Source organism: Micromonospora echinaurantiaca, assembly GCF_900090235.1.
Classification (GTDB): Bacteria; Actinomycetota; Actinomycetes; order Mycobacteriales; family Micromonosporaceae; genus Micromonospora; species Micromonospora echinaurantiaca.
Window position 1 is genome coordinate 4257045 of the sequence record NZ_LT607750.1, and the last position, 22930, is coordinate 4279974.

The following is a 22930-nucleotide window of genomic DNA, read 5'->3' on the forward strand; positions in this document are numbered from 1 at the left end:
CGAACGAACCCGGTGCTCATGCGTCGATCGCCTCTCGGTCGACCAGGTCGGCCGAGTCGATCAGCCAGTTGCGGCGCGGCTCGACCTTCTCCCCCATCAGCAGCTCAAGGATCCGCTCGGCGGCGTCCACGTCGTCGAGGGTGATCCGGCGGACCGACCGGGTGGCCGGGTTCATGGTGGTCTCCCACAACTCGTCGGCGTCCATCTCGCCGAGACCCTTGAACCGCGGGATCGGGGTGACGATCTGCTTGCCGGCCTTCTCCAGCCGGCGGACCGTCGCCGCCATCTCGGCCTGGGTGTAGGTGTAGAACGTCTCCGGGTTGCGCCCCTTGGTGGTGATCTTGTGCAGGGGCGGCATCGCGGCGTAGAGCCGGCCGGCCTCGATCAGCGGCCGCATGTAGCGGGCGAAGAGCGTGATCAGCAGCGTCCGGATGTGCGCGCCGTCCACGTCGGCGTCCGCCATGATCAGCACGCGGCCGTAGCGCATGGCGGGCAGGTCGAAGGTACGCCCGGAGCCGGCGCCGAGCACCTGCACGATGGCAGCGCACTCGGCGTTGTCGAGCACCTGCTGGAGGTTGGCCTTCTGCACGTTGAGGATCTTGCCCCGGATGGGCAGCAGGGCCTGGTACTCGGCGGACCGGGCGAGGCGGCCGGTGCCCAGCGCGCTGTCACCCTCCACGATGAACAGCTCGCTGCGCTCGATCCCCGCGGCGCGGCAGTCGACCAGCTTGGCCGGCATCGACGCGCCCTCCAGGGCGGTCTTGCGCCGCGCGGCGTCCTTCTGCTGCTTCTGGGTCAGCCGCACCCGGGCCGCGTCGACGATCTTCTGCAGGACCGTACGCGCCTCGGTCTTCGTCTTCCGGTCTTCCAGCCAGGCCTTCAGGTGCTGCTCGACCAGCGACTGGATCACCTTGGTGATGCCGGCGGTGGAGAGTTCGTCCTTGGTCTGCGAGGTGAACTGCGGCTCGGGGATCCGCACGTGCACCACCGCGGTCATCCCCTCCAGGACGTCGTCCAGGGTGGGCGGATCCTCCTTGGCCTTGAGCAGGCCCCGGGCGTTGCGGACGGCGTCGGCGAGGGTACGCGCCAGGGCGCGCTCGAAGCCCTTGCGGTGGGTGCCGCCGTGCGCGTTGCGGATGGTGTTGGTGAAGCACTCGACGGTGCGCTCGTAGCCGGTGCCCCAGCGGAAGGCCACCTCGATCTCGGCCCGGCGCTGGACGTTGGACTGCATCACGCCGTTGGCGTCGGCGGCGTTCTCCCGGTAGCTGCCCTCGCCGGTGACCAGCAGGGTGCCGGAGACCGGGCGGTCGCCGGCCGGGGCGAGGAACTCCACCATGTCGGTCAGCCCGTTGGGGAAGTGGAAGCGCTCCTCGGTCGACTCCGCGCCGGTGTGGTCGCGCAGCAGGTAGCTCACCCCGGGGACCAGGAAGGCGGTGTTGCGCAGCTTCATCCGCACGGCCTCGGCGTCCAGGGCCGCGCCGGTCTCGAAGTAGCGGGGGTCGTGCCAGTAGCGGATGGAGGTGCCGGTGCGCTGGCCGCGCTTCATCGCGCCGACGACCTGGAGCCCCGGGCCGGCGGTGAACGGCGCGTCCGGCCCATCGCCGTCGAAGATCCCCGGCACGCCGTGCCGGAACGACATCGCGTGGACCTTGCCGCCCCGGCGGACCGTGACGTCGAACCGGCGGGAGAGCGCGTTGACCGCCGAGGCGCCCACGCCGTGCAGGCCGCCGGAGGTCTTGTAGCCGGAGCCGCCGAACTTGCCGCCGGCGTGCAGTCGGGTGAGTACCAGCTCGACGCCGGAGAGGCCGGAGCGGGCGTGCACGTCGGTGGGGATGCCCCGGCCGTCGTCGTCGACCTGCACCGAGCCGTCGGCGTGCAGCGTCACCTCGACCTTGCGGGCGTGACCGGCGACACCCTCGTCGGTGGCGTTGTCGAGAATCTCGTTGACGAGGTGACCCACGCCACGGCTGTCGGTGGAGCCGATGTACATGCCGGGCCGCTTGCGGACGGCGTCCAGCCCCTCGAGGTGCGTGAGGTCGTCGGCCCCGTACAGGGTCTCAGGCTCTGCGGTCAACTGGTCGTACTCCCAGGTCTCGGCGGTGTGGTGCCGCTCACCGGCGAACGTCGCCCCCGTCGCGTCGCGCCGGAGCGAGCCTAGCCCGCTGCTCCGACAACGCCGTGGCACCCCGCGCGACCCGCCGGCAGGCGGGGGCGCGGTCCGGCCGGAACGCCCGGAAACGTCGTCCGGGGCGGGGCCGCAACGCATCGGTGCTCCGGCGGGTGCAACACCGGCGGCCCCGACCGGATTCCGCCCCGGCCGGCGGCCAGCCGCGAAACGCCCCGGACCGGACGCACCGGATGGCCGGGACGGCCGGCACAGGTCGACCGCGACGCCCGACGGGCGGCCCAGGCGGCACGGACCGGCCGCGGCACCCGGCCGGGGACGCCGGAGACAGGCGGCACCCGACCGACCACCGGGCGCGTGCCGCGCCGCGTTCCACCCGATGCCCCGGTGCCACCCCCGATCGGCTGGGGCGGCGGTCAGCCGCGCCGCAGCCGGGGGCGGTCGACGTCGGCGTTGTCGACGATCACGTCCACCCGGGGCAACGGGTCCGCATCGGCCAGGTAGTGCCGGTGCGCGGCGAGGTAGCGGTCGCGGTGCAGCGCCTCCGCCTCCGCCGCGCCGGTCCGCCCGGCGTCCCGGTCCACCCCCCGTCGCACCGACAGCTCGGCCGGCACGTCCAGCCAGATCCGGTGCTCCCACAGGTCGTCCAGCTCGGGCCGGAACGCGAACACGCCGTCGACGATCGTCACCGCGTCCGGCCCGGCGGTGGTGACCAGCGAGGAGTGGTCGAGCTGGGTGAGCGGGTCGATCAGGCACAGCACGCAGCGACCCGAGCCGGACGCCCCGGCCGGTTCCAGCAGCAGCCGGCGGATCGCCGCGCAGTCGAAGGCGTTGCGGTAGTACCCCGGCCCCGACTCGCGGTCGTAGCGGTGCCGCTCCCGCCAGGGGCGCTTGAAGTCGTCCAGGCTGGCCCGGAGCACCGGCCGGCCGGCCGCGCTGATCCGTACCGCCAGCTCGTGGGCGAAGGTCGTCTTCCCGGCGGCGGTCAGGCCGTCCACGCCGACCCGCAGCCGCCCGGGCCCGAGGGCGAGGATCCGGCCGGCGATCCGGTCGAGCAGGGCGGCCCGCTCGGCGGTGGTCGACGCCGGTACGGGCTGCTGCCAGGTCGAGACCGAACGGTGCACCGGGGCTGACGGAACGCTCATCGAATGATCATGCTACCGCCATTGACGGCTGTCACACCGAGGTGATCTGATCGCGCCCTCGGAGAATCTTTCATATTTCGATCGTTGGATGGGGGACCCATGTCCAGGTTCCGTCGTACCGTCGTCGCGGTCGCGCTGGCCGCCGCCACGGCGGCGCTCGCCACCGCCGTGGCGCCGCCCGCGCCCGCCTCGGCGGCCCTGCCCACCGCGGCCGTCGCGCTCGGCGACAGCTTCATCAGCGGCGAGGGCGCCGGCGCGTACGCCCCCGTGGTCGACGTCAACGGCGTCGCGCAGGGCTTCCCCGGCTGGACCGCGCCGAACAGCAACGCGTTCTTCTGCCACCGCTCGGCGAACGCCTCGCTGCACCGGGCCACCCTGCCGGGCATCCAGGACCGGTTCAACCTCGCCTGCTCCGGCGGCCAGCCGCACGACATCGCCACCACCTCCTCGGCCCGGGCGAACGGCCGGCAGGTGGCCGCGCAGCTCGACCAGCTCCGCGCGGTCGGGCGTACCCACGACATCGACCTGGTGCTGCTCGGGCTCGGTTCCAACAACAGCTCGTTCACCTTCGGTGACGTCGCCGAGAAGTGCGCCAACCGGTTCATCGCGGACGCCTGGACCGGCTGGTGGGAGTTCTGGGCGTACCTGGGCGGGCCGGTCGAGCAGGAGCCGTGCACGGACGCCGACCTGGCCACCGCCGCGCAGTGGAGCGCCGCGACCGCGGAGACCACCACGGCCGTACGCCAGCTGCTGGCCACCCTGCGCGAGATCGACGCCGACGGGCAGCACCGGGTGGTGTTCCAGGACTACACCAACCCGTTGCCGTTCGACCTCGACCCGACGTTCCACTCGGAGGACAGCCGGGACGACACCCGGGACAAGTTCCGCGCCCTCGGCGCCGAGCGGTACGCGGCCGGCTGCCCGATCCACCGGGCCAGCCTGCTGCCCGGCCACCGCTTCTCGCAGGGCCTCGGCACCCTGGTGCGGTCCACCCGGGACACCCTGGCCGCCGAGTTCCCCGGCGCCGACCTGGTCTACCTCAACGTGCAGCGGGCCTTCGACGGCGCCCGGCTCTGCGAGTCGGCGGCCAGCCCGACCGGCGCGCTGGCCACCCCGATCCGGCTCCAGGACTCCCCGCCGAACGGCGTCTTCGTCACCAGCCTGGCCGGCAAGGACAAGATCGCCATCCAGCGGATCGCCAACACCTGCGTGTCGTACTTCCAGACCTGTCAGGAGTCGTGGCACCCGAACGCGGCCGGGCACCAGGTGCTCGGGCAGTGCCTGGGCGGCGCCGCCGCCACCAGCGCCCGCGCGGTGGCCTGCGTCCGCGCGAGCAACGGGTCGATCACCGTCTCCTGACCCCCGCCGCGCCTGGGCCCGCAGGCGCGGCAACGACGAGGCCCCGCCGCTCGGCGGGGCCTCGTCCGTGCGGGCGTCCGCCGGGTGGAGCGGCGGACCGCGCGCGGTTGGCGGCTCGACCGGGCGCCCGGCCGAGGGGCGGCGCCACCTGTGCGGTCCGCCGGGACGCCGGCCCCGCCGGCGCTGCCGGTCGGGAGATCGCTTGCCGGGACGACCTACCGCTCGGCTGCCTCGGCCGCGGCGCACGCCGCCGGGACGGTGCCGGCCGACCGCGGGGCGACCGGCGCGACCGGCGCGGCCGGTGCCGGGTCGACGGGCGCGGCCGGTGGCGCGCCGAGGGCGAGCAGGATCGGGCCGGCCGGCCCGGTGACGAGGTCGTCGAGGCGTACGCCGTCGAGCACGGCGAGGAAGGCCTGCTGGGCGCGGCGCAGCTCGGCGCGCAGCTGGCAGGCCGCCCGCAGCGGGCAGGGCGGCGCGTCGCAGCCGACCACCTCGTCCTCGCCCTCGAACGCCCGGACGACCTGCCCCACGGTGAGCTGCCCGCCGCCCTCGGCGAACGCCACCCCGCCGGACCGGCCCCGGATGGTGACCAGCACGCCGAGCCGCTGCAACCGCTGGACCAGCTTCGCCACGTGGTTGCGCGGCAGCGCCAACTGCCCGGCCAGCTCGTCCACCGTCGTTCGGCGCCCCGCCGCGGCGGCGGCCATGGCGATCCGCAGCGCCATGTCGGTCGACCGGTTGAGCCTCACCCACCCGACCCTAGCCAGCGCCGCCGACGCCGGCCACGGCCGGCCGGGCCGGGAGTGTGATCCGGGCGACCAGCGACCCGGGACCTTCGGCCCTGAAGAGGTATCTCAACTGCTTGTTTAGCTGGCCGGGCCCGAACGGCTCATCGGAGAAGGAGACAACTCGTGCTCACCGAGTCCTCAGCAGCAGTGGTGACGGCGACCCTGCCCGCCGTCCAGGCGCACGGGGAGGCGATCACCCACCGGTTCTACCGGCGGATGTTCGACGCGCACCCGGAACTGCTGGACCTGTTCAACCGGGGCAACCAGGCCACCGGGGCGCAGCAGGCGGCGCTGGCCGGCGCGGTGGTGGCGTACGCCGGGCACCTGACCGGCGGTTCCAAGGTGCCGTGGGGGCCGATCCTGGACCGGATCGCGCACAAGCACGCCTCGCTGGGCATCACCGCCACCCAGTACACGATCGTCGGTCGGCACCTGCTCGCCGCCGTCGGCGAGGTGCTGGGCGACGCGGTCACCCCGGCGGTCGCGGCGGCCTGGGACGAGGTCTACTGGCTGCTGGCCTGCGAGCTGATCGCCCGGGAGGCGCGTCTCTACACCCTCGCCGGCCTGGCCGAGGGTGAGTCGGTGTGGCGCGACTGGCGGGTGGCCGACAAGGTCCGGGAGACCCCCGACGTCGTCTCGTTCGCCGTGGTGCCGGTCGACGGCGGCGCGGTGCCCACCTTCACCCCCGGCCAGTACACGTCGGTCGCGGTCGACCTGGACGGTGGGCGTGGCCAGCAGATCCGGCAGTACAGCCTCTCCGGCCGTCCTGGCGCCGACCACTGGCGGATCACCGTCAAGCGGGTACGCGGCACCGACGGCGTCCCCGACGGCATGGTCTCCACCTTCCTGCACCAGCAGGTGACCGTCGGCGACACCCTCCGGCTCAGCCCGCCGTTCGGCGAGGTCAGCGCGGTCGCCGGGTCCGGACCGCTGCTGCTGGTCAGCGCGGGCATCGGGCTCACCCCGGCGATGGCCGCGCTGGAGCACCTGGCGGCCACCGAGCCGCAGCGCCCAGTGACGCTGGTGCACGCCGACCGGGCCGGCACCGCGCACGCCTTCCGCGGCGAGCTGCCGCGGCTGCACGCCGCGCTGCCCAACCTGCGCACCACCCTGTGGTACGAGGAGGTCAGCGACGCCGACCTGGCCGGGCCGACCGCCGAGGTGGCCGGTGGCCTGGTCGACCCGGAGCTGATCCCGGTCTCCCCCGACGCGCACGTGCACCTGTGTGGGCCGCTGCCGTTCATGAACGTGGTCCGCGGTGGCCTGCTGCGCCGCGGCGTCCCGGTCGAGCGGATCGCCTACGAGGTGTTCGGCCCGGGCATGCTCCGCGACGAGCGGGCCTGACCACCCGATCCGTCCACGAGGGACGGAGCGGCCCAGGGGTGCCGGGGCGACGCACCGCCCCGGCGCCCCGCCCGGCCTCCGCCTCCGAACTGAGCGGCGCGTCAGGAGAAGTCGATGATCTAGAGGTTAGGGGGAGAAGCCGAGGGTAGGGACCTTCTCCATGCGGGTCCTTGGCATCAACGCGATCTTCCACGATCCGGCGGCCGCCCTGGTGGTCGACGGCAGGGTGGTGGCTGCCGCCGAAGAGGAACGGTTCAGCCGCCGCAAGCACGGCAAGCGTCCGGTCGCCTTCTCGGCGTGGGAGCTGCCGGAACTCGCCGCCGCCTGGTGCCTGGCCAGCGCCGGTCTGGCCGTCGACGACCTCGACGCCGTGGCCTACTCGTTCGACCCCGGGCTGTGCCGCCCGGCCGAGAGCCTGGGACGGGCCGACCCGTGGGACTGGCTGCGCGTCGAGTACGCCCAGCGCGCACCGCAGTTCCTGGCCGCCGCCCTGCCCGGTCTCGACCCGGCCAGGGTGCGGTTCGTCCCGCACCACGTGGCGCACGCCGCCTCGGCCGGGTTGGCCGCCCCGGCGGCCGGCGACGACACCGCCGTGCTCGTCCTCGACGGGCGCGGCGAGGTGGCCAGCCACCTCGCCGGCGTCTACACCGACGGGCTGCTGCGCCCGCTGTACGCCCAGCAGCTGCCGCACTCCCTCGGCCTGCTCTACGAGGACCTCACCCGGCACCTGGGCTTCCTGCACTCCAGCGACGAGTACAAGGTGATGGCGCTGGCCTCGTACGGCGAGCCGCGACACCTCGGCGCGCTGCGCGAGCTGGTGCGGGCCACCCCGGAGGGCGGCTTCACCATCGAGCCGATCGACTGGGGCAGCCTGGCCAAGGCCCGCACCGCCGACGGGGAGATGACCGGCGACCACGCCGACCTGGCCGCCAGCGTGCAGGCCCGGCTGGAGGAGGTGATCCTCGACCTGGTCCGCTGGCTGCACGACGCCTCGGGCGGGGCGTCCACCCTGGCCATGGCCGGCGGGGTGGCGCTGAACTGCGTGGCCAACGCCCGGATCGCCGCCGAGGGGCCGTACCGGGACGTGTGGGTGCAGCCGGCCGCCGGCGACGCGGGCACCGCGTTGGGCGCCGCCCTGCACGTCGCCCGCGACCTCGGCGACCGGACCACCCCGATGGCTGGCGCCGGCCTCGGTCGGGGCTGGTCGGACGGCGAACTGGAGGCGGAGCTGCGGCGCGCCGCGCTGCCGTACACCCGGCCGGACTCGATCGCCGCCGAGGCGGCCCGGGTGCTGGCCGGCAACGGGGTGGTCGCCTGGTTCCAGGGGCGCAGCGAGTACGGCCCCCGCGCCCTCGGGCACCGGTCGCTGCTGGCCCACCCCGGTGACCCGGCCACCACCGCCCGGCTCAACGACGTCAAGGGCCGCGAGCAGTTCCGCCCGGTCGCCCCGATGGTCCGCGCGGAACGCTTCGCGGAGATCTTCGAGGGCGTCTACCCCAGCCCGTACATGCTCTTCGTGCATCGGGTGCGGCCCGACTGGCGGGACCGCATCCCGGCGGTCACCCACGTCGACGGCACCGCCCGGGTGCAGACCGTGCACGCCGACACCGAACCGCTGGTCGCCGAGCTGCTCGCCGAGTTCGACCGGCTGACCGGCCTGCCGGTGGTGGTGAACACCTCGCTGAACACCGCCGGCCGCCCGATGGTCGACACTCCCCGCGAGGCGATGGAGCTGTTCGGTTCCGCACCGGTGGAGCTGCTGGCCATCGGCCCGTTCGCGGTCCGCCGCGGCAGCCTCGGCGGTGGCCGGTGATCAGCATCGTGGTGCCGACGCTCGGCCGGCCCAGCCTCGCCGTGCTGCTCGACACGCTCGCCGGCCAGGTGGGCGAGCTGCCCGACCCGGAGATCCTGCTGGTCGACGACCGCCGCGAGAGCACCGGCGAGCTGTCGGTGCCGGGGGCGCTGGCCACGTACACCAAGGTGCTGACCGGGCCCGGCACCGGGCCGGCGGCGGCCCGCAACCTCGGCTGGCGCGCCGCCCGCTCCCCCTGGATCGTCTTCCTCGACGACGACGTCGTGCCGGCCGCCGACTGGTGCCGGCGGCTGCTCGCCGACCTGGTCGTCGGTGACCTGGTCGGTGGGGTGCAGGGCGGGGTCCGGGTGCCGCTGCCGGCGCACCGCCGGCCGACCGACTGGGAACGGGTCACCGCCGGCCTGGCCGAGGGGGACTGGATCACCGCCGACATGGCGTACCGCCGGGCGGCGCTGGCCGACGCCGGCGGGTTCGACGAACGGTTCCCGCGCGCCTACCGGGAGGACGCCGAGCTGGCCCACCGGGTGCGCCGCGCCGGCTGGGAGCTGGTCCGCGGTGGGCGGTCGGTGACCCATCCGGTACGCCCGGAGAGCCGCTGGGTGAGCCTGCGGACCCAGCGGGGCAACGCCGACGACGCCCTGCTGCGCCGGCTCTACGGCCCCTACTGGCGTACCGACCTGCGACTGCCGCCCGGGCGGCGGCACCGGCACGTGACGGTCACCGCGTCGGGCGCGCTCGCCCTGGTGGCGACCGGACTGCGTGTCGCGACCGGCGGAGCACCCCGGACCGCGCTCGGTGCGCTCGCCACCGCCGGCGCCCTCGGCTGGCTGGCCGGCACCGCCGAGTTCGCCCGGGCCCGGATCGCCCCCGGACCGCGTACCCCCGGCGAGGTCGCCACCATGCTGGCGACCAGTGCGGTGATCCCGCCACTGGCCGTGATCCACTGGCTACGCGGGTGGTGGCACAGCCGTGGTGAGTGTCCCGGAGCGGGCAGTTGATGTTTACCTCTCCCGCCCCGGGCAACTGCTCCGACATGGACACCGCGATCAGTGCAGGTCACCGCCTCTTCGACGCGGTGTTGCTGGATCGGGACGGCACGTTGGTGGAGGACGTGCCGTTCAACGGTGATCCGGAGAAGGTGCGGCCGGTGCCGGGGGCGCGGGTGGCGTTGGATCGGTTGCGGGCGGCGGGTTTGCGGTTGGCGGTGGTGACGAACCAGTCGGGGTTGGCGCGGGGGTTCTTCACCGAGGCGCAGATGCGGGCGGTGCATGCGCGGGTCGAGGCGTTGGTGGGGTCGTTCGACGCGTGGTTGGTGTGTCCGCATGATGATGGTGACGGGTGTGGGTGTCGCAAGCCGTTGCCGGGGTTGGTGTGGGCGGCGGCGCGGGAGTTGGGGACGACGCCGGCGCGGTGTGTGGTGGTCGGGGACATCGGGCGGGACATCTCGGCGGCGTTGGCGGCGGGGGCGTCGGGCATTCTCGTGCCGACGCCGGTGACGCGGCCGGAGGAGGTGGCGGCGGCGCCGCAGGTGGCGGTGGATCTGCCGGCGGCGGTGGAGTTGATCCTGTCCCGGCAGGCCGCGGTCGACCCGGCCGGGTATCGGGAGTCGTCCTCCGTGGTGAGCGTGGGTGGGGCGGGTCGGTCGGGGCGTGGGCGGACGGTGCTGGTGGTGCGGTCGGATTCCGCTGGTGATGTGCTGGTCACCGGGCCGGGGATCCGGGCGGTCGCGGCCGGCGCGGACCGGGTGGTGCTGCTGTGCGGGCCCCGCGGACGCGCGGCGGCGGACCTGCTGCCCGGGGTCGACGAGATCATCGAGCATCCGCTGCCCTGGATCGAGGCCACTCCCGACCCGGTCGACCCCACCGCCATGCGGGAGTTGGTCGGTCGGCTGGCGGCCGTCGGCGCGGACGAGGCGGTGATCTTCACCAGTTTCCATCAGTCCCCGCTGCCCCTGGCCCTGCTGCTACGCATGGCCGGCGTGCCACGGATCGCCGCGATCAGCGACGACTACCCCGGCAGCCTCCTCGACATCCGACACCGGGTCCCGGTCGGGATACCCGAACCGGAACGCGCGCTCTCCCTCGCCGCCGCCGCGGGTTACGCCCTCACCGACGACGAACCCACCCTCCGCCTCCGCCCGGAGGTCCTCGCCGCCGCCGCGGACCCGGTGCCCGCCGGGCACCCGGCGCTGGCCGAACCGGGCTACGTGGTGGTGCATCCCGGCGCGTCGGTGCCGGCCCGCGCCGCCGACCCGGAGCGCCACACCGAGATCGTGGCCGCGCTGCTCGCGGCGGGTCACCGGGTGGTGGTCACCGGCGGGCCGGACGAGAGCGACCTGACCGCCCGGGTCGCCGCCGCCGGCGCCGTGGACCTCGGCGGGCGGTTCGACCTCGCCGGCCTGGCCCGGGTGCTCGCCGGGGCCCGCTGCCTGGTGGTCGGCAACACCGGGCCGGCCCACCTCGCGGCAGCCGTCGGCACGCCGGTGGTGAGCCTCTTCGCACCGACCGTCCCGTTCGGACAGTGGGGCCCGTGGCGGGTGCCCACCGTCCGGCTCGGCGACGCCACCGCCGCCTGCCGGGACACCCGGGCCGCCCGCTGCCCGGTCCCCGGCCACCCCTGCCTCGGCGACGTCGACCCGACCGAGGTGGTCGCCGCCGTCCGCGTCCTCGGTCCCCCGGTTCCCACCTGAGCGCCGCCGCACGGTCCCCGTCCGCCCACCGCCGCGACGCCCGTTTGAGGAGTGGCATGAACGTCCTGCTCTGGCACGTGCACGGCTCCTGGACCACCTCCTTCGTGCACGGCAAGCACCACTACCTGATCCCGGTCACCCCCGACCGCGGCCCCTACGGCCTCGGCCGCGCCCGCACCTACCCCTGGCCCGACACCGCCGTCGAGGTCACCCCCGACCACCTCGCCACCACCGACGTCGACCTGGTCATCCTGCAACGCCCCGAGGAACTCGACCTCGCCACCCAATGGCTCGGCCGCCGCCCCGGCCACGACCTGCCCGCCATCTACGTCGAACACAACACCCCCAAGGGGGACGTGCCGAACACCCGCCATCCCATGGCCGGCCGGGACGACCTGCTCATCGCCCACGTCACGCACTTCAACGAGCTGTTCTGGGACACCGCTGGGACGCGCACCGCGGTGGTGGAGCACGGCATCCTGCCGCCCCGGTACGAGTGGAGCGGCGAGTTGGACCGGCTGGCGGTGGTGACCAACGAGCCGGTGCGCCGCTGGCGGGTCACCGGCACCGACCTGATGCCCCGGTTCGCGCGGGTGGCGCCGTTGGACGTCTTCGGGATGGGGGTCGCCGGCCTGCCCGAGGCGCTGGCCCGCGCCGGCGCGCCGGACGGGCTGCCGGTGACCGGGCACGACGACCTGCCGCAGGACCGGATGCACGCCGAGGTCGCCCGGCGGCGCGCGTACCTGCACCTGTGCCGGTGGACCTCGCTCGGGCTGAGCCTGATCGAGGCGATGGCGATCGGCATGCCGGTCGTCGCGCTGGCCACCACCGAGGCGGTGGACGCCGTTCCAACCGACGCGGGGGTGCTCTCCACCCGGGTGGACACGCTCGTCGAGGCGGCCCGGTGGCTGACGACGGACCGCGACGCGGCCGCCCGGTTGGGCGCACGGGGTCGCGAGGTGGCGAAGGAACGCTTCGGGCTGGATCGGTTCCTGGCTGACTGGGACCGGCTGATGGAGGAGGAAACATGCGGATCGCGATGATCTCGGAGCACGCCAGCCCACTCGCCGTTCTCGGGGAGGAGGACGCCGGTGGCCAGAACACGCACGTCGCGGAGCTGGCCGCCGCGCTGGTCGGCGAGGGCCATGACGTCCGCGTGTACACCCGCCGGGACTCCCCCAGCCTGCCGGACACCGTCTCCACGTTGGACGGGTACCGGGTCTGCCACGTGCCGGCCGGCCCGGCCCTGAGGGTGCCGAAGGACGAGCTGCTGCCGCACATGGGCGAGTTCGGCCGCTGGCTGGCCGGGCAGTGGCGGGACGGGGACTGGAGCCCCGACGTCGCGCACGCGCACTTCTGGATGAGTGGCCTGGCCACCCTGCACGCCGCCCGGCGGACCGGGGTGCCGGTGGTGCTGACGTACCACGCGCTCGGCACGGTGAAGCGGCGGCACCAGGGCGCGCGGGACACCAGCCCACCAGGGCGGATCGGCTTCGAGCGGGCGCTCGGCCGGGCCGCTGACCGGGTGATCGTGCAGTGCCAGGACGAGGTCGGCGAGCTGGTCCGGCTGGGAGTGCCGCGGTCCCGGATGGCCCTGGTGCCGTCCGGGGTCAACCAGGAGGTGTTCCGCCCCGACGGGCCGGTGGCCCCGCGCGACCCGGCCCGGCCGCGGATCCTCACCGTCGGCCGGATGGTGGAGCGCAAGGGCTTCCAGGAGGTGGTCCGGGCGCTGCCCGCGGCGCCCGACGCGGAGTGCGTGGTGGTCGGCGGTCCGCCCGCCGACCTGCTGCCCGCCGACGCGTTCGCCCGCCGGCTGGGCGCGTTGGCCGAGTCCTGCGGGGTGGCCGACCGGGTCCGCCTGGTCGGCGCGGTGCCCCGGGAGGAGATGGGCCGCTGGTACCGGTCGGCCGACGTGCTGGTGGCCGCCCCCTGGTACGAGCCGTTCGGGCTCACCCCGCTGGAGGGAATGGCCTGCGGGGTGCCGGTGATCGGCACCCGGGTGGGCGGCATCGCCGACACGGTGGTCGACGGGCTCACCGGCGACCTGGTGCCACCCCGCGACCCACGGGCGCTGGGCGCCGCGATCCGCCGGCTCCTCGCCGACCAGGTCCGCCGCTTCGCGTACACCACGGCGGCGCTGGACCGGATCCGCAGCCGCTACTCCTGGAAGCGCTGCGCCGAGCAGTTGAGCGCGGTCTACGCCGCGGTCAGCTCGGTCGGCCGGGCCACTCCGGCGGTGGCCTGATGACGCGGCCGCTCTCCACCCTGGACAGTCACCTGGCCCACCTGGCGGCCGCCCTGCTGCCGTACCGGCAGGCGGCCGAGCGGCTCGCCGGCTGGGGCACCGAGCTGGCCTGGACGCTCGGGCGCGGCGGTCGGCTGCTGGTGGCCGGCAACGGCGGCAGCGCCGCCGAAGCCCAACACCTCACCGCCGAACTCGTCGGCAAACTCCACGACGACCGCCAACCCCTGTCCGCCATCGCCCTGCACGCCGAAACCAGCGCCCTCACCGCCATCGGCAACGACTACGGCTACGACGAAATCTTCGCCCGCCAAGTCCGCGCCCACGGCCGACCCGACGACATCCTCCTCCTGCTGACCACCAGCGGCACCAGCACCAACCTCCTCACCGCCGCCCACGCCGCCCACGACACCGGCCTACGCTGCTGGGCCTTCACCGGCCCCACCCCCAACCCCCTCGCCGACCTCTGCGACGACGTCCTCGCCGTCCCCTCACCCGACAGCCAGGTCGTCCAGGAACTCCACCTCGTCTCCACCCACCTGCTCTGCGAGTACGTCGAGCAGGCGCTGCCCCTGGTCCGGGACCTGCCGCGGGTGTCCACCGGCGGGCGGACGGTCGGGCTCGGCGGCCCGTTCGGCACGGACGGGCCGGCGCTCACCGCCAGCGGCACCCACGCGCCCGGCGGCCCGAAGGGCCACGGCCCGAACGGGCACGGACCCAACGGCCACGGCCCGAACGGGCACGCCGCCAATGGGCACGGGCCGAACGGGCGCGCCCGCCGCGACGGGGCGACGTCGTGAGCGGCCCGCTGGTGGTGGTCGGCGACAGCCTGCTCGACCGGGACGTGGCCGGCGCCGTCACCCGGGTCTGCCCGGACGCGCCGGTGCCGGTGCTGGACGAGCGGTCGGCCGTCGACCGGCCCGGCGGCGCCGGTCTCGCGGCGCTGCTCGCCGCCGCCCAGGGCACCGAGGTGGCGCTGGTCACCGCGCTCGCCGACGACCCGGCGGGCGCCCGCCTCGCCGAACTGCTCACCGCCGCCGGGGTCCGGCTCTACCCGCTCCGGACGCCGGGCGCGACGCCGGAGAAGATCCGGCTGCGCGCCGGTGACCAGACGCTGCTGCGCCTGGACCGGGGCGGCGAGCCGGGGCCCTGCGCCGAACCGCCCGAGGCGGCCCGCGCGGTGATCGCCACCGCCGGCGCCATCCTGGCCAGCGACTACGGGCGCGGGCTGCTGCGGCAACCGACTCTGCGCGCCGCGCTCGCCGAGGCGTCCGCGCCGGTGGTCTGGGACCCGCACCCGCGCGGCACGGCGGCGGTCGCCGGCACCCGGCTGGCCACCCCGAACCTGGCCGAGCTGCGCCAGCTCACCGGTGACGCCGGCGCCGGCGATCCGCTCTCCACCGCCACCCGCGCCGGCCACGAGCTGCGCCGGCGGTGGCGGGTTGGCGCGGTCGCGGTGACCATGGGCGCGGACGGGGCGGTGCTCTGCCACTCCGGCAGCAGCCCGCTGGTGGTGCCGGCGCCGTCCGGGGCGGACGACGTCGAGGACACCTGCGGCGCCGGGGACCGGTTCGCCGCCGCCGCGGCCACCGCGCTGGCCGGCGGGGCGGTGATCTCCGAAGCGGTCACCGAGGCGGTCGCCGCCGCGTCGGCGTACGTGGCGGCCGGCGGCGCGGCCGGACTGCACCGGGACGCCCCGCCGGCCCGGCCCCACCGGTCGGGACCGGCCGAGGAGTTGGCCGCGCGGGTACGCGCCGACGGGGGCACGCTGGTGGCCACCGGCGGCTGCTTCGACATCCTGCACGCCGGGCACGTGGCCACCCTCCAGGCGGCCCGCCGGCTCGGCGACGCGTTGGTGGTCTGCCTCAACTCGGACGCCGGTGTCCGCCGGTTGAAGGGACCGGAGCGGCCGGTCAACCCCGAGGCCGACCGGGCGCGGATCCTGGCCGCGCTGGACTGCGTCGACGCGGTGGTGGTCTTCGACGAGTCCACCCCGCACGCGGCGCTGTCCCGGCTACGCCCGGACGTCTGGGTCAAGGGCGGCGACTACGCCGGCGACGGGGCGCCCGAACTGCCCGAGGCGGAACTGGTCAGCAGCTGGGGCGGCCGGGTCGTCACGGTGCCCTACCTGGCCGGCCGGTCCACCACGGCGACGATCGCCGCCGCGCGTCGGCGCGGCGGGAACCTCATCAAGGGAGCGGCATGAGCAGGGACATGAACGGAGCGGCGATCCTGGTCACCGGCGGGTCGAGCGGACTCGGCGCGGCGGTGGTGACGGCCGTGGCCAAGGCCGGCGGCCGGCCGTACGTGCTGGACCGGCGGCCGCCGGCGGACGGGGTGCCGTGGGTGGAGTGCGACCTGGCCGACACCCGGGCCGCCGAGGCCGCCACCCGCCAGTTGGCCGAACGCTCCGGTGGCCTGGACGCGGTGGTCACCGCGGCCGGTATCGACGTCCCCGGCAAACTCGCCGACGTCCCCGGCGAGACCTGGGACCGGATCGTCACCGTCGACCTGCTCGCCACCGCCGCAGTGGTCCGCGCCGCGCTGCCGTTCCTGCAGGCCTCCCGCGGCACCATCGTCACCGTCGCCTCCACCCTCGGCATCAAGGCCGTCAGCGACGCCACCGCCTACTGCGCCGCCAAGTTCGGCGTCGTCGGCTTCACCCGCGCCCTCGCCGCCGAACTCGCCGGCACCATCAGCGTCACCCTGCTCATCCCCGGCGGCATGCGCACCGCCTTCTTCGACGACCGCGACCCCACCTACCAACCCGGCCCCGACGCCCACCTCAACGACCCCGCCGACACCGCCAACGCCATCATGTTCGCCCTCACCCAACCCGCCGGCTGCGCCATCCGCGAAATGATCGTCTGCGCCGACCAAGAAACCAGCTACCCGTGATCCTCACCCTCCGCGCCCTCGGCGTCGGCGACCTCGCCACCGCCACACCCGCCCTCCGCGCCCTGCGCACCCACCACCCCGACCACGAGGTGACCCTCGCCGCACCGGGCTGGCTGGCCCCACTGGTCGAGCTGATCGGCGGCATCGACCACCACCTCCACACCCCCGGCCTCGACCCCCTCACCTGGACCGGCCCACCCCCCGACATCGCCGTCAACCTGCACGGCCGCGGACCCCAGTCCCACCGCATGCTCGCCACCACCCGACCACGCCGACTGCTCGCCTACACCAACCCCGACGCCGGACACCACGACGGCCCCGCCTGGCGCGACCACGACCACGAAATCGACCGCTGGTGCCACCTCCTGACCTGGTACGACATCCCCACCGACCGCACCAACCTCGAACTGCGCCGCCCCACCCCGGACGGAATCCCGACCGGGGTGAGCATCGTGCATCCCGGGGCGAAGGCGGCGCAGCGCCGCTGGCCACCGGCCCGCTTCGCCCGGGTGGCCCGGGAACTGACCGGACGGGGGCACCGGGTGGTGGTCACCGGCAGCCGCGCGGAACGCCCGATCGCCGCGGCGGTGGCCCGGCTCGCCGGGCTGCCCGACGACGCGGTGCTCGCCGGCGAGACCGACCTCGGCGACCTCGCCGCCCTGGTCGCGTACGCCCGGCTGGTGGTCAGCGGTGACACCGGCATCGGACATCTCGCCACCGCCTACCGCACCCCGTCTGTCCTGCTGTTCGGCCCGGTGGCCCCGGCGCAGTGGGGGCCACCGGCGGACCGGCCCTGGCACCAGGCGCTCTGGGCCGGGCCGCAGGCCCGGACGGCGGCGGACGACGCCGCGCCGCACCCCGCGCTGGCCGCACTCGACGTGCCACAGGTCCTCGCCGCGGTGGACCGGGTGCAGCGGCACCGGCCCGCCCTGCTGCCGCACGGTAGGAGGATCCGGCCTGGCGAGGCGGTGGTGAACGGCCCACTAGCTACCGGCAGGTAACCTGAGCCGGTGAACGCGACGGCGGAGTACGCGCAGGAGTTCGTCGAGGTCGACGGCGCCCGGATCGGCATCCAGGTCTACCCGGAGCCGGCGGGCGTGCCGGCGGCGCCGGTGGTGGTGATCTGGCCGGCCATGGGAGTACGGGCCCGCTACTACCGCCCGTTCGCCGTCGCGCTGCGCGCCGCCGGCCTGGCGGTGGTGGTGGCCGACCTGCGCGGCACCGGGGAGAGCACGCCCCGACCCAGCCGCGCCTGCCGCTACGGCTACGCCGAGCTGGCCACCGACGTGGGCGCGGTGCTGGCGGCCCTCAAACCCCGGCTGGACGGCCGCCGGACGGTGCTGCTCGGGCACTCGCTCGGCGGGCAGGTGAGCCTGCTGCACCTTGCCCTGCACGGCACGGACGCCGTCGACGGCCTGGCCCTGGTCGCGGTCGGCATCCCGTACTGGCGGTCCTACCCCGGCAGGCGGCGGTTCGGGGTGCTGCCGTACACCCAGGGCATCGCCGCGACGGCCCGGCTGCTCGGCGTCTGGCCGGGCTGGGGCTTCGGCGGCCGGCAGGCGCGCGGGGTGATCCGGGACTGGGCGCACACCGCGCGGACCGGCCGTTTCCCCCGGCTGGACGGGGCGGACGCCGAGACGGCGGTGCGGGCGGTGCGCACCCCGGTGCTCGCGGTCAGCGTGGACGACGACCAGTACACCCCGCACGGGACGATGGACGCGCTCTGCGCCAAGCTGGTCGCCGCACCCGTGACGCGGGAGCGCTACACGGTGGCCGAGGCGGGTGCCCCGCTGGACCACTTCACCTGGGTCCGCGCCGCGACCCCGCTGGCCGCCCGGGTGGCCGCCTTCACCGCCGGCCTGCCGGCCCGCTGACCGGCGCGCGCCTGGTCACCGCCCTGGCCGGCACGGCCTCCGGGCGTGCGCCGCCCCCGGGGCTGCCCACTCGGCTACCGGCTCTGCCGCGGGTGCTGCCGCCGGGTCACTCCTCCTGGTCGACCGGCACCATCCGGCCGTCGCGCTCCACCCGGGTCTCGCCGTGCTCGGCCGGCGGCGGGACCTGCGCGGTGGTTTTGCGCGGGTCGTTGTCCGGATGCATCAGGACCGCATCGGTCTTCGGGGTCTTCTCCCGGCTCTCGTCCGGCTGCGACATCCGCTTCCCCTCTCCCTCGGCTGCGTCGGTCAAGAACTACCCGCCGCCGCCCGGCCGACTCCTCCGGCCGCCGGTGGACCGCCCCCCGGGGCGTCCGGGCGGGCCGGACCCGACGCGGTCGTCCCTGCGGCTCCCCGATGTCCGCCCGGCTCCGCTTCCGGTGCGTCCCGTCTGATGACGCTCGGGATTAGCGGCCCTGGTGGTGGGTATGCCGCGACGCCCGACACGGTGGAAGGGGATCAGATGTCCGAACGGCACACCGCACTGCGCTCGATGCACGATCTGGGCTTGGCGGCCTGGTTCGGGGGCTCCCTGATGGGAGCGTTCGGCGTCAACGGCGGAGCGGCACAGATCAGTGACTCGACCCAGCGGCTTCCGGTGGCCTCGGCGGGCTGGTCCCGGTGGACCCCGGTCAACGCCGCCGCGATCGGCGCCCACCTCGCGGGCGCCGTCGGCGAGCTGGTGACGGAAAGCCCCCGGGTGATGGCCCAGACGGGGGTCGGCCGGGCCAGCACGCTCAAGACCGCGCTGACGGTGAGCGCCCTCGCGGTCACCGGCTACAGCCGGTTGCTCGGCATGAAGCTCGAGAAGGCCGGCAGCCCGCCGGTGGACGGGATCACCGAGCCGAACCACCAGACGCCGGCGAACGTGGCGTCCGCCCAGCGCCAGATGAAGGCGCTCCAGTGGGCGGTACCGGCACTGACCGGCGCGCTGATCGTGGTCACGGCGTACATGAGCGAGCAGCAGAAGCCCGGCGAGGTGTTCCGCGGGATGCTGAACCGGGTCGGCGCGATGGGCTCGCCCAGGGCGATGGGCAAGATGGCGGCGTTGACCGCGCTCGGCAAGCGGATGCCGATGTCCTCCCGCCGCTGACGCCGGTGACACGAACGCACGGCGTCCCGCCGACTCCTCGACGGCGGGGCGCCGGCCGGCGTGTCCGGACGCCGGTCCGCGCCGGCGAGCCATCCGGAACGCGGGGCATGACCGGGGCCGGGACGGGCAATCCGCGCCGGTAGCGGCGGAGCGACCAGCGAGGTGAGCATGGCACCAGCAGACGGACGGGGCGGCGACGGACGGGACGTGACCACCCCGTGGAAGACCACCGACGGGTTCGACGCGGAACCACCCTGGGGCGCCGGCGAGCACGACCCGATGGACGAGGGCAGCGAGGAGACCGCCGTACCGGAGGGACGGCGCGGCGAGCGCCGCGCGGGCCAGCCGGCCGGGCCGTCCGGCACCCGCGGCCGGCACGGGTTCGGCCCGGTCGAGCCGACCCGGACGGCCGAGGCGGGGCCGGGCGCCCCACCGGATCCGGCGCCGTCGCGCCGCTCCTTCCCCGACGACGCGGACATCGGGGAGCGGACCGAGGACGCCTTCCGGACGCAGGGCCGGCGCCACTCGTAGGCAGCGGTCACCCTGCCCTGCCCGCCGCGGCGCGGCGACGCGGTCAGGAACCGGTGCGGTCCTCACCGGCCACGGTGGTGGGTGGCGGCTCCGTGACCGGGTGCCCGGTGTCGTCCACCAGGCCGGGCGCCATGCTGCCGCCGTGCGCCTCCTGCGCCTCGCGGGTCCGGCGGGCCGCCGCGTCGTCCGGCACCGCCGGCGTCCGGTCCGCGGGCCGGTCCTGTTGCTGGCTCATCGTGTGCTGTCCCTCCGTCGGTCCTCGTCCCGGCCGGTACCCGGCCGACCCACCGGGAAACCCGCCGTCGGATCCGCGCCGAACGGTTGCGGCGGCGCGGATGCCGGTTCCTCAGCCGGTCGCGGCGGCGCGGACCGTCTGGTCGCCGACGGGCGCGACGCCGAGCAGCCCGGCCAGCCGGGCGGCGTCCCGCTGCGCCTGGTCACCGCAGCAGTTGTTGAACAGCACGTGCAGCTCGTCGCTCTGTCCGGCCAGCTCGACCAGCAGCTCGGCCCACCGGCGCAGCTCCTGCGCGCCGTAGGCGTAGCGGAACTTCTCCTGCTTGTCGCCGTCCACCCAGTCGCCGCTGTGGCCGTGGAACCGGACGAGCGCGAGACCGGCGGTGGCGTACAGGATCGGCGGGACCGACGACGGATGGCCCTGCGGCATGTCGACGCAGGCGAAGGTGAGGCCGCGCTTCCGCAGGAAGGTCAGGGTCTCCGCCGCGGCCGGACCGTCGAACCAGGACCCGTGGCGCAGCTCCACGGCCACCCGCCACGGCCGGCACCGCTCGGCCAGGTCGGCGACCCGCCGCCGGGCGGCCTCGCCGCGGGCGAACCACGGCGGGAACTGCAACAGCACCGCGCCGAGCCGGTCGGCCGCCGCGAGCGGCTCCAGCGCCGCGTGGAACCGGGCCCACAGCTCGTCGTACGCCGCCGGCGGCAGGTCGCGGCGACGGATCCGGGCCGGTCCACCGGTCGGGCGCAGGTCCCGTGGCAGCGCGGCGACCGGGGTGGGGTGGCCGGTGAAGAGGCTGAACGCCTTGACGTCGAAGGTGAACCCGTCGGGCGTGGCGGCCACCCAGCCCTGGGTCGTCTCCGGGACGGGCACCGCGTAGTACGAGGTGTCCACCTCGACCAGCGGGAACCGGCCGGCGTACCAGCCGAGCCGGCCGGCCGGGGTGTTCGCGGACCGGGGATACCAGCCCGAGCGGAGCAGCATCCGGTCGGCCCAGCCCGACGTACCCACCTTAATCACACCCATGTAGTTCAGTGCACCGCCGATCGGGCGGATCGGCAACCGGAGGCGCGGGCGGGACGAACCCGTCGGTGGTGCGGCATATCCTGGCCCTCGCCACGACGTCGGGTTGAAGGGTGACATCGATGACCATCTCGGAGCAGGTGACCACCGGCGAGCGGACCGATCTGCTGCAGACGCTGCGCCGGCACCGCGGGTTCCTCCGGCAGACCGTCGACGGGCTCACCGACGAGCAGGCGGCCCAGCGCACCACGGTCAGCGAGCTCTGCCTCGGCGGGCTGATCAAGCACGTGGCGGGCACCGAGCACCGGTGGATGCTCTTCGCGGTCGGCGGCGCCGAGGCGATGGAGAGCGAGCCGGTGGACTGGGCCGGCCAGTTCCGGATGACCGAGGCCGACACGCTGGCCGCCCTGCTCGACGACTACGCGCGGGTCGCCGACCGGACGGACGAGCTGGTCCTGACGCTCGACCTGGACGCCGCCCACCCGCTGCCGCAGGCGCCGTGGTTCGAGCCGGGGGTGAGCTGGTCGGTGCGCCGGGTCCTGCTGCACCTGATCGCCGAGACGGCCCAGCACGCCGGGCACGCCGACATCCTCCGCGAGGCGGTCGACGGCGCGAAGACCATGGGCTGACCCGCTGATGCCCGGTGCCCGGGTCGGTCGCCGCCGCAGCGAGGCCCCGGCCATTCCCGCGGCCCGGCCGCTCCCGCGCGCTCCGGCCAGTCCGCGGCGGCCCAGCCATCTTCGCGGTGCTCCGGCCGCGGCGGTCCGGCCGCCGCCGGCCCTGGCTCCGGCGACGCCGGTCGCGCCACCGGTCGGGTCGGGCTGATCGCCGGTCGACCCGCGGCGTGGACCGCGCTTGTCCCACGTCACACCGGCTTCGATGTGACACCACCGGAGCCGGTGGCGCTGAGGGACACGAGATGAACGCACACCGGATGGACCAGGAGACCGTCGAGCGGTTGCTCGACGGTCCGGTCGTCGACCCGCAGGACGCCCACCGGCCGTTGGTCCTGCTGCTGACCGCGGTCCGCGCCACGGCGCGCGACGGTGAACTGGCCGGGGAGGGCGCGGCGGTGCACGCGTACCGGCGGGCGCTGGCCGGGGCGCCGCTCGACCTGCCGGCCGGGCCGCGGCAGCGCTTCACCCTCACCGCGTTCGGCGTCCGGGCCCTGGTGGCCGGCATCACCCTCGCCGCCACCGGAGGGGTGGCGTTCGCGGCCGCGAACGGAAGCCTGCCGAACCCGTTGCGCGCGCCCGCGCCGGCCAGTGCGCCACCGTCGGCGCCGTCGCCGCCGTCCACCTCCCCCGGCCAACCGGCGGGCCCGTCGGCGTCGCCGTCCGGTGCGGGCGACCACGGCACCACGCCGACCGCCTCGCTGACCGGCCTGTGCCGGGCCTACCGCGAGGTGACCGACAACCCGGGCCGCGCGTTGGAGAACCCCGCCTTCGCCCCCCTTGTCGACGCCGCCGGCGGCAGGAACCGCGTGGACGACTACTGCGACCGAGCGTTGGGCGACCCCCCGGACCGGTCGAAGTCGCCCGGCGCCCCGACCGACCGGCCGGACGGTGGACCGGGTACCCGGGCGACCGACCGTCCGACGCCCGCGGCCTCCCCGGACGAGCGGCCCACCGTGACCGGTGGCGACCGCGTCCCCTCCACCGGCCCGGATCGCAGCCGCCAGCCCCGACACACCGCGAGCTGACCGGTCGCCCGCCGG

Annotated in this window: 22 protein-coding genes; 16 read left to right on the plus strand and 6 right to left on the minus strand. The window is 75.4% G+C overall.

What is annotated here, in order from left to right:
- Positions 1-16: 16 nt before the first annotated feature.
- Together GA0070609_RS19140 and GA0070609_RS19145 are read right to left on the minus strand one after the other, a co-directional pair.
- On the minus strand, positions 17-2074 hold the full coding sequence (locus tag GA0070609_RS19140) for a DNA gyrase/topoisomerase IV subunit B (protein WP_088997831.1): 2058 nt from the start codon (positions 2072-2074) through the stop codon (positions 17-19).
- 467 nt (positions 2075-2541) lie between these two features.
- The gene (locus GA0070609_RS19145; protein WP_088995055.1) at positions 2542-3270 is read right to left on the minus strand and encodes a nucleoside/nucleotide kinase family protein; all 729 of its coding nucleotides are present in this window, start codon (positions 3268-3270) and stop codon (positions 2542-2544) included.
- Positions 3271-3369: 99 nt separating this feature from the next.
- On the opposite strand from GA0070609_RS19145, the gene GA0070609_RS19150 reads away from it, so the two are divergent.
- Complete coding sequence (locus tag GA0070609_RS19150) at positions 3370-4629, plus strand: SGNH/GDSL hydrolase family protein (RefSeq protein WP_088995056.1); 1260 nt, start codon at positions 3370-3372, stop codon at positions 4627-4629.
- A 215-nt stretch (positions 4630-4844) separates the two neighbouring features.
- Here GA0070609_RS19150 and GA0070609_RS19155 read toward each other — a convergent pair whose 3' ends face one another.
- The gene (locus GA0070609_RS19155; protein ID WP_088995057.1) at positions 4845-5378 is read right to left on the minus strand and encodes an RrF2 family transcriptional regulator; all 534 of its coding nucleotides are present in this window, start codon (positions 5376-5378) and stop codon (positions 4845-4847) included.
- A gap of 102 nt (positions 5379-5480) precedes the next feature.
- Here GA0070609_RS19155 and GA0070609_RS19160 point away from each other — a divergent pair, with 102 nt between their 5' ends.
- The 11 genes from GA0070609_RS19160 (at position 5481) to GA0070609_RS19210 (ending at position 18277) form a co-directional block, all read left to right on the plus strand.
- Positions 5481-6761 (plus strand): globin domain-containing protein, encoded by a 1281-nt coding sequence (locus GA0070609_RS19160; protein WP_408630673.1) that lies wholly within the window; start codon positions 5481-5483, stop codon positions 6759-6761.
- A 160-nt stretch (positions 6762-6921) separates the two neighbouring features.
- Positions 6922-8574 (plus strand): carbamoyltransferase family protein, encoded by a 1653-nt coding sequence (locus GA0070609_RS19165; RefSeq protein WP_088995059.1) that lies wholly within the window; start codon positions 6922-6924, stop codon positions 8572-8574.
- Positions 8571-9572, plus strand: coding sequence for a glycosyltransferase family 2 protein (locus GA0070609_RS19170; protein WP_088995060.1), 1002 nt, complete (start codon positions 8571-8573; stop codon positions 9570-9572). The genes GA0070609_RS19165 and GA0070609_RS19170 overlap by 4 nt, the downstream gene beginning before the upstream one ends.
- 35 nt (positions 9573-9607) lie before the next feature.
- On the plus strand, positions 9608-11263 hold the full coding sequence (locus GA0070609_RS19175; RefSeq protein ID WP_231928895.1) for an HAD-IIIA family hydrolase: 1656 nt from the start codon (positions 9608-9610) through the stop codon (positions 11261-11263).
- 56 nt (positions 11264-11319) lie between these two features.
- Positions 11320-12306 (plus strand): glycosyltransferase, encoded by a 987-nt coding sequence (locus GA0070609_RS19180; RefSeq protein WP_088995062.1) that lies wholly within the window; start codon positions 11320-11322, stop codon positions 12304-12306.
- On the plus strand, positions 12291-13508 hold the full coding sequence (locus tag GA0070609_RS19185; RefSeq protein WP_088995063.1) for a glycosyltransferase: 1218 nt from the start codon (positions 12291-12293) through the stop codon (positions 13506-13508). The genes GA0070609_RS19180 and GA0070609_RS19185 overlap by 16 nt, the downstream gene beginning before the upstream one ends.
- Complete coding sequence (locus GA0070609_RS19190; protein ID WP_088995064.1) at positions 13508-14305, plus strand: D-sedoheptulose-7-phosphate isomerase; 798 nt, start codon at positions 13508-13510, stop codon at positions 14303-14305. The genes GA0070609_RS19185 and GA0070609_RS19190 overlap by 1 nt, the downstream gene beginning before the upstream one ends.
- Positions 14302-15711: a PfkB family carbohydrate kinase gene (locus GA0070609_RS19195; protein ID WP_088995065.1), complete on the plus strand. Its 1410-nt coding sequence runs from the start codon at positions 14302-14304 to the stop codon at positions 15709-15711. The genes GA0070609_RS19190 and GA0070609_RS19195 overlap by 4 nt, the downstream gene beginning before the upstream one ends.
- A complete protein-coding gene (locus GA0070609_RS19200) occupies positions 15708-16403 on the plus strand; it encodes an SDR family oxidoreductase (protein WP_408630605.1) in 696 nt (231 codons plus the stop codon). The genes GA0070609_RS19195 and GA0070609_RS19200 overlap by 4 nt, the downstream gene beginning before the upstream one ends.
- A complete protein-coding gene (locus GA0070609_RS19205; protein WP_088995067.1) occupies positions 16400-17404 on the plus strand; it encodes a glycosyltransferase family 9 protein in 1005 nt (334 codons plus the stop codon). Before GA0070609_RS19200 ends, GA0070609_RS19205 begins: the two co-directional genes overlap by 4 nt.
- A gap of 9 nt (positions 17405-17413) precedes the next feature.
- Complete coding sequence (locus GA0070609_RS19210) at positions 17414-18277, plus strand: alpha/beta hydrolase family protein (RefSeq protein ID WP_088995068.1); 864 nt, start codon at positions 17414-17416, stop codon at positions 18275-18277.
- 106 nt (positions 18278-18383) lie between these two features.
- On the opposite strand, the gene GA0070609_RS33655 is transcribed toward GA0070609_RS19210, so the two are convergent.
- A complete protein-coding gene (locus GA0070609_RS33655; protein WP_172899368.1) occupies positions 18384-18554 on the minus strand; it encodes a hypothetical protein in 171 nt (56 codons plus the stop codon).
- A gap of 243 nt (positions 18555-18797) precedes the next feature.
- Here GA0070609_RS33655 and GA0070609_RS19215 point away from each other — a divergent pair, with 243 nt between their 5' ends.
- On the plus strand, positions 18798-19427 hold the full coding sequence (locus GA0070609_RS19215) for a hypothetical protein (RefSeq protein ID WP_088995069.1): 630 nt from the start codon (positions 18798-18800) through the stop codon (positions 19425-19427).
- Positions 19428-19595: 168 nt separating this feature from the next.
- Entirely contained in the window at positions 19596-19958 is a 363-nt protein-coding gene (locus tag GA0070609_RS19220) for a hypothetical protein (RefSeq protein ID WP_088997832.1), read from the plus strand.
- A gap of 43 nt (positions 19959-20001) precedes the next feature.
- Here the strand turns inward: GA0070609_RS19220 and GA0070609_RS19225 are convergent, their stop codons facing one another.
- Positions 20002-20193: a hypothetical protein gene (locus GA0070609_RS19225; RefSeq protein ID WP_157748243.1), complete on the minus strand. Its 192-nt coding sequence runs from the start codon at positions 20191-20193 to the stop codon at positions 20002-20004.
- 111 nt (positions 20194-20304) lie between these two features.
- Positions 20305-21216 carry a DUF72 domain-containing protein gene (locus tag GA0070609_RS19230; RefSeq protein ID WP_088997834.1) on the minus strand — a complete coding sequence of 304 codons (912 nt, stop codon included), beginning with the start codon at positions 21214-21216 and terminating at the stop codon, positions 20305-20307.
- A gap of 119 nt (positions 21217-21335) precedes the next feature.
- On the opposite strand from GA0070609_RS19230, the gene GA0070609_RS19235 reads away from it, so the two are divergent.
- Together GA0070609_RS19235 and GA0070609_RS19240 are read left to right on the plus strand one after the other, a co-directional pair.
- A complete protein-coding gene (locus GA0070609_RS19235; RefSeq protein ID WP_088995070.1) occupies positions 21336-21842 on the plus strand; it encodes a DinB family protein in 507 nt (168 codons plus the stop codon).
- Positions 21843-22132: 290 nt separating this feature from the next.
- A complete protein-coding gene (locus GA0070609_RS19240) occupies positions 22133-22915 on the plus strand; it encodes a hypothetical protein (RefSeq protein ID WP_157748244.1) in 783 nt (260 codons plus the stop codon).
- Positions 22916-22930: the final 15 nt, after the last annotated feature.

Excerpts from the sequence above, each read along its gene's own strand:
- GA0070609_RS19145 (WP_088995055.1), bottom strand. The coding sequence starts at position 3,270 with ATGAGCGTTCCGTCAGCCCCGGTGCACCGTTCGGTCTCGACCTGGCAG.
- GA0070609_RS19150 (WP_088995056.1), top strand. The coding sequence starts at position 3,370 with ATGTCCAGGTTCCGTCGTACCGTCGTCGCGGTCGCGCTGGCCGCCGCC.
- GA0070609_RS19165 (WP_088995059.1), top strand. The coding sequence starts at position 6,922 with ATGCGGGTCCTTGGCATCAACGCGATCTTCCACGATCCGGCGGCCGCC.
- GA0070609_RS19175 (WP_231928895.1), top strand. The coding sequence starts at position 9,608 with ATGGACACCGCGATCAGTGCAGGTCACCGCCTCTTCGACGCGGTGTTG.
- GA0070609_RS19180 (WP_088995062.1), top strand. The coding sequence starts at position 11,320 with ATGAACGTCCTGCTCTGGCACGTGCACGGCTCCTGGACCACCTCCTTC.
- GA0070609_RS19185 (WP_088995063.1), top strand. The coding sequence starts at position 12,291 with ATGCGGATCGCGATGATCTCGGAGCACGCCAGCCCACTCGCCGTTCTC.
- GA0070609_RS19190 (WP_088995064.1), top strand. The coding sequence starts at position 13,508 with ATGACGCGGCCGCTCTCCACCCTGGACAGTCACCTGGCCCACCTGGCG.
- GA0070609_RS19200 (WP_408630605.1), top strand. The coding sequence starts at position 15,708 with ATGAGCAGGGACATGAACGGAGCGGCGATCCTGGTCACCGGCGGGTCG.
- GA0070609_RS33655 (WP_172899368.1), bottom strand. The coding sequence starts at position 18,554 with ATGTCGCAGCCGGACGAGAGCCGGGAGAAGACCCCGAAGACCGATGCG.
- GA0070609_RS19215 (WP_088995069.1), top strand. The coding sequence starts at position 18,798 with ATGTCCGAACGGCACACCGCACTGCGCTCGATGCACGATCTGGGCTTG.
- GA0070609_RS19220 (WP_088997832.1), top strand. The coding sequence starts at position 19,596 with ATGGCACCAGCAGACGGACGGGGCGGCGACGGACGGGACGTGACCACC.
- GA0070609_RS19225 (WP_157748243.1), bottom strand. The coding sequence starts at position 20,193 with ATGAGCCAGCAACAGGACCGGCCCGCGGACCGGACGCCGGCGGTGCCG.
- GA0070609_RS19230 (WP_088997834.1), bottom strand. The coding sequence starts at position 21,216 with ATGGGTGTGATTAAGGTGGGTACGTCGGGCTGGGCCGACCGGATGCTG.
- GA0070609_RS19235 (WP_088995070.1), top strand. The coding sequence starts at position 21,336 with ATGACCATCTCGGAGCAGGTGACCACCGGCGAGCGGACCGATCTGCTG.
- GA0070609_RS19240 (WP_157748244.1), top strand. The coding sequence starts at position 22,133 with ATGAACGCACACCGGATGGACCAGGAGACCGTCGAGCGGTTGCTCGAC.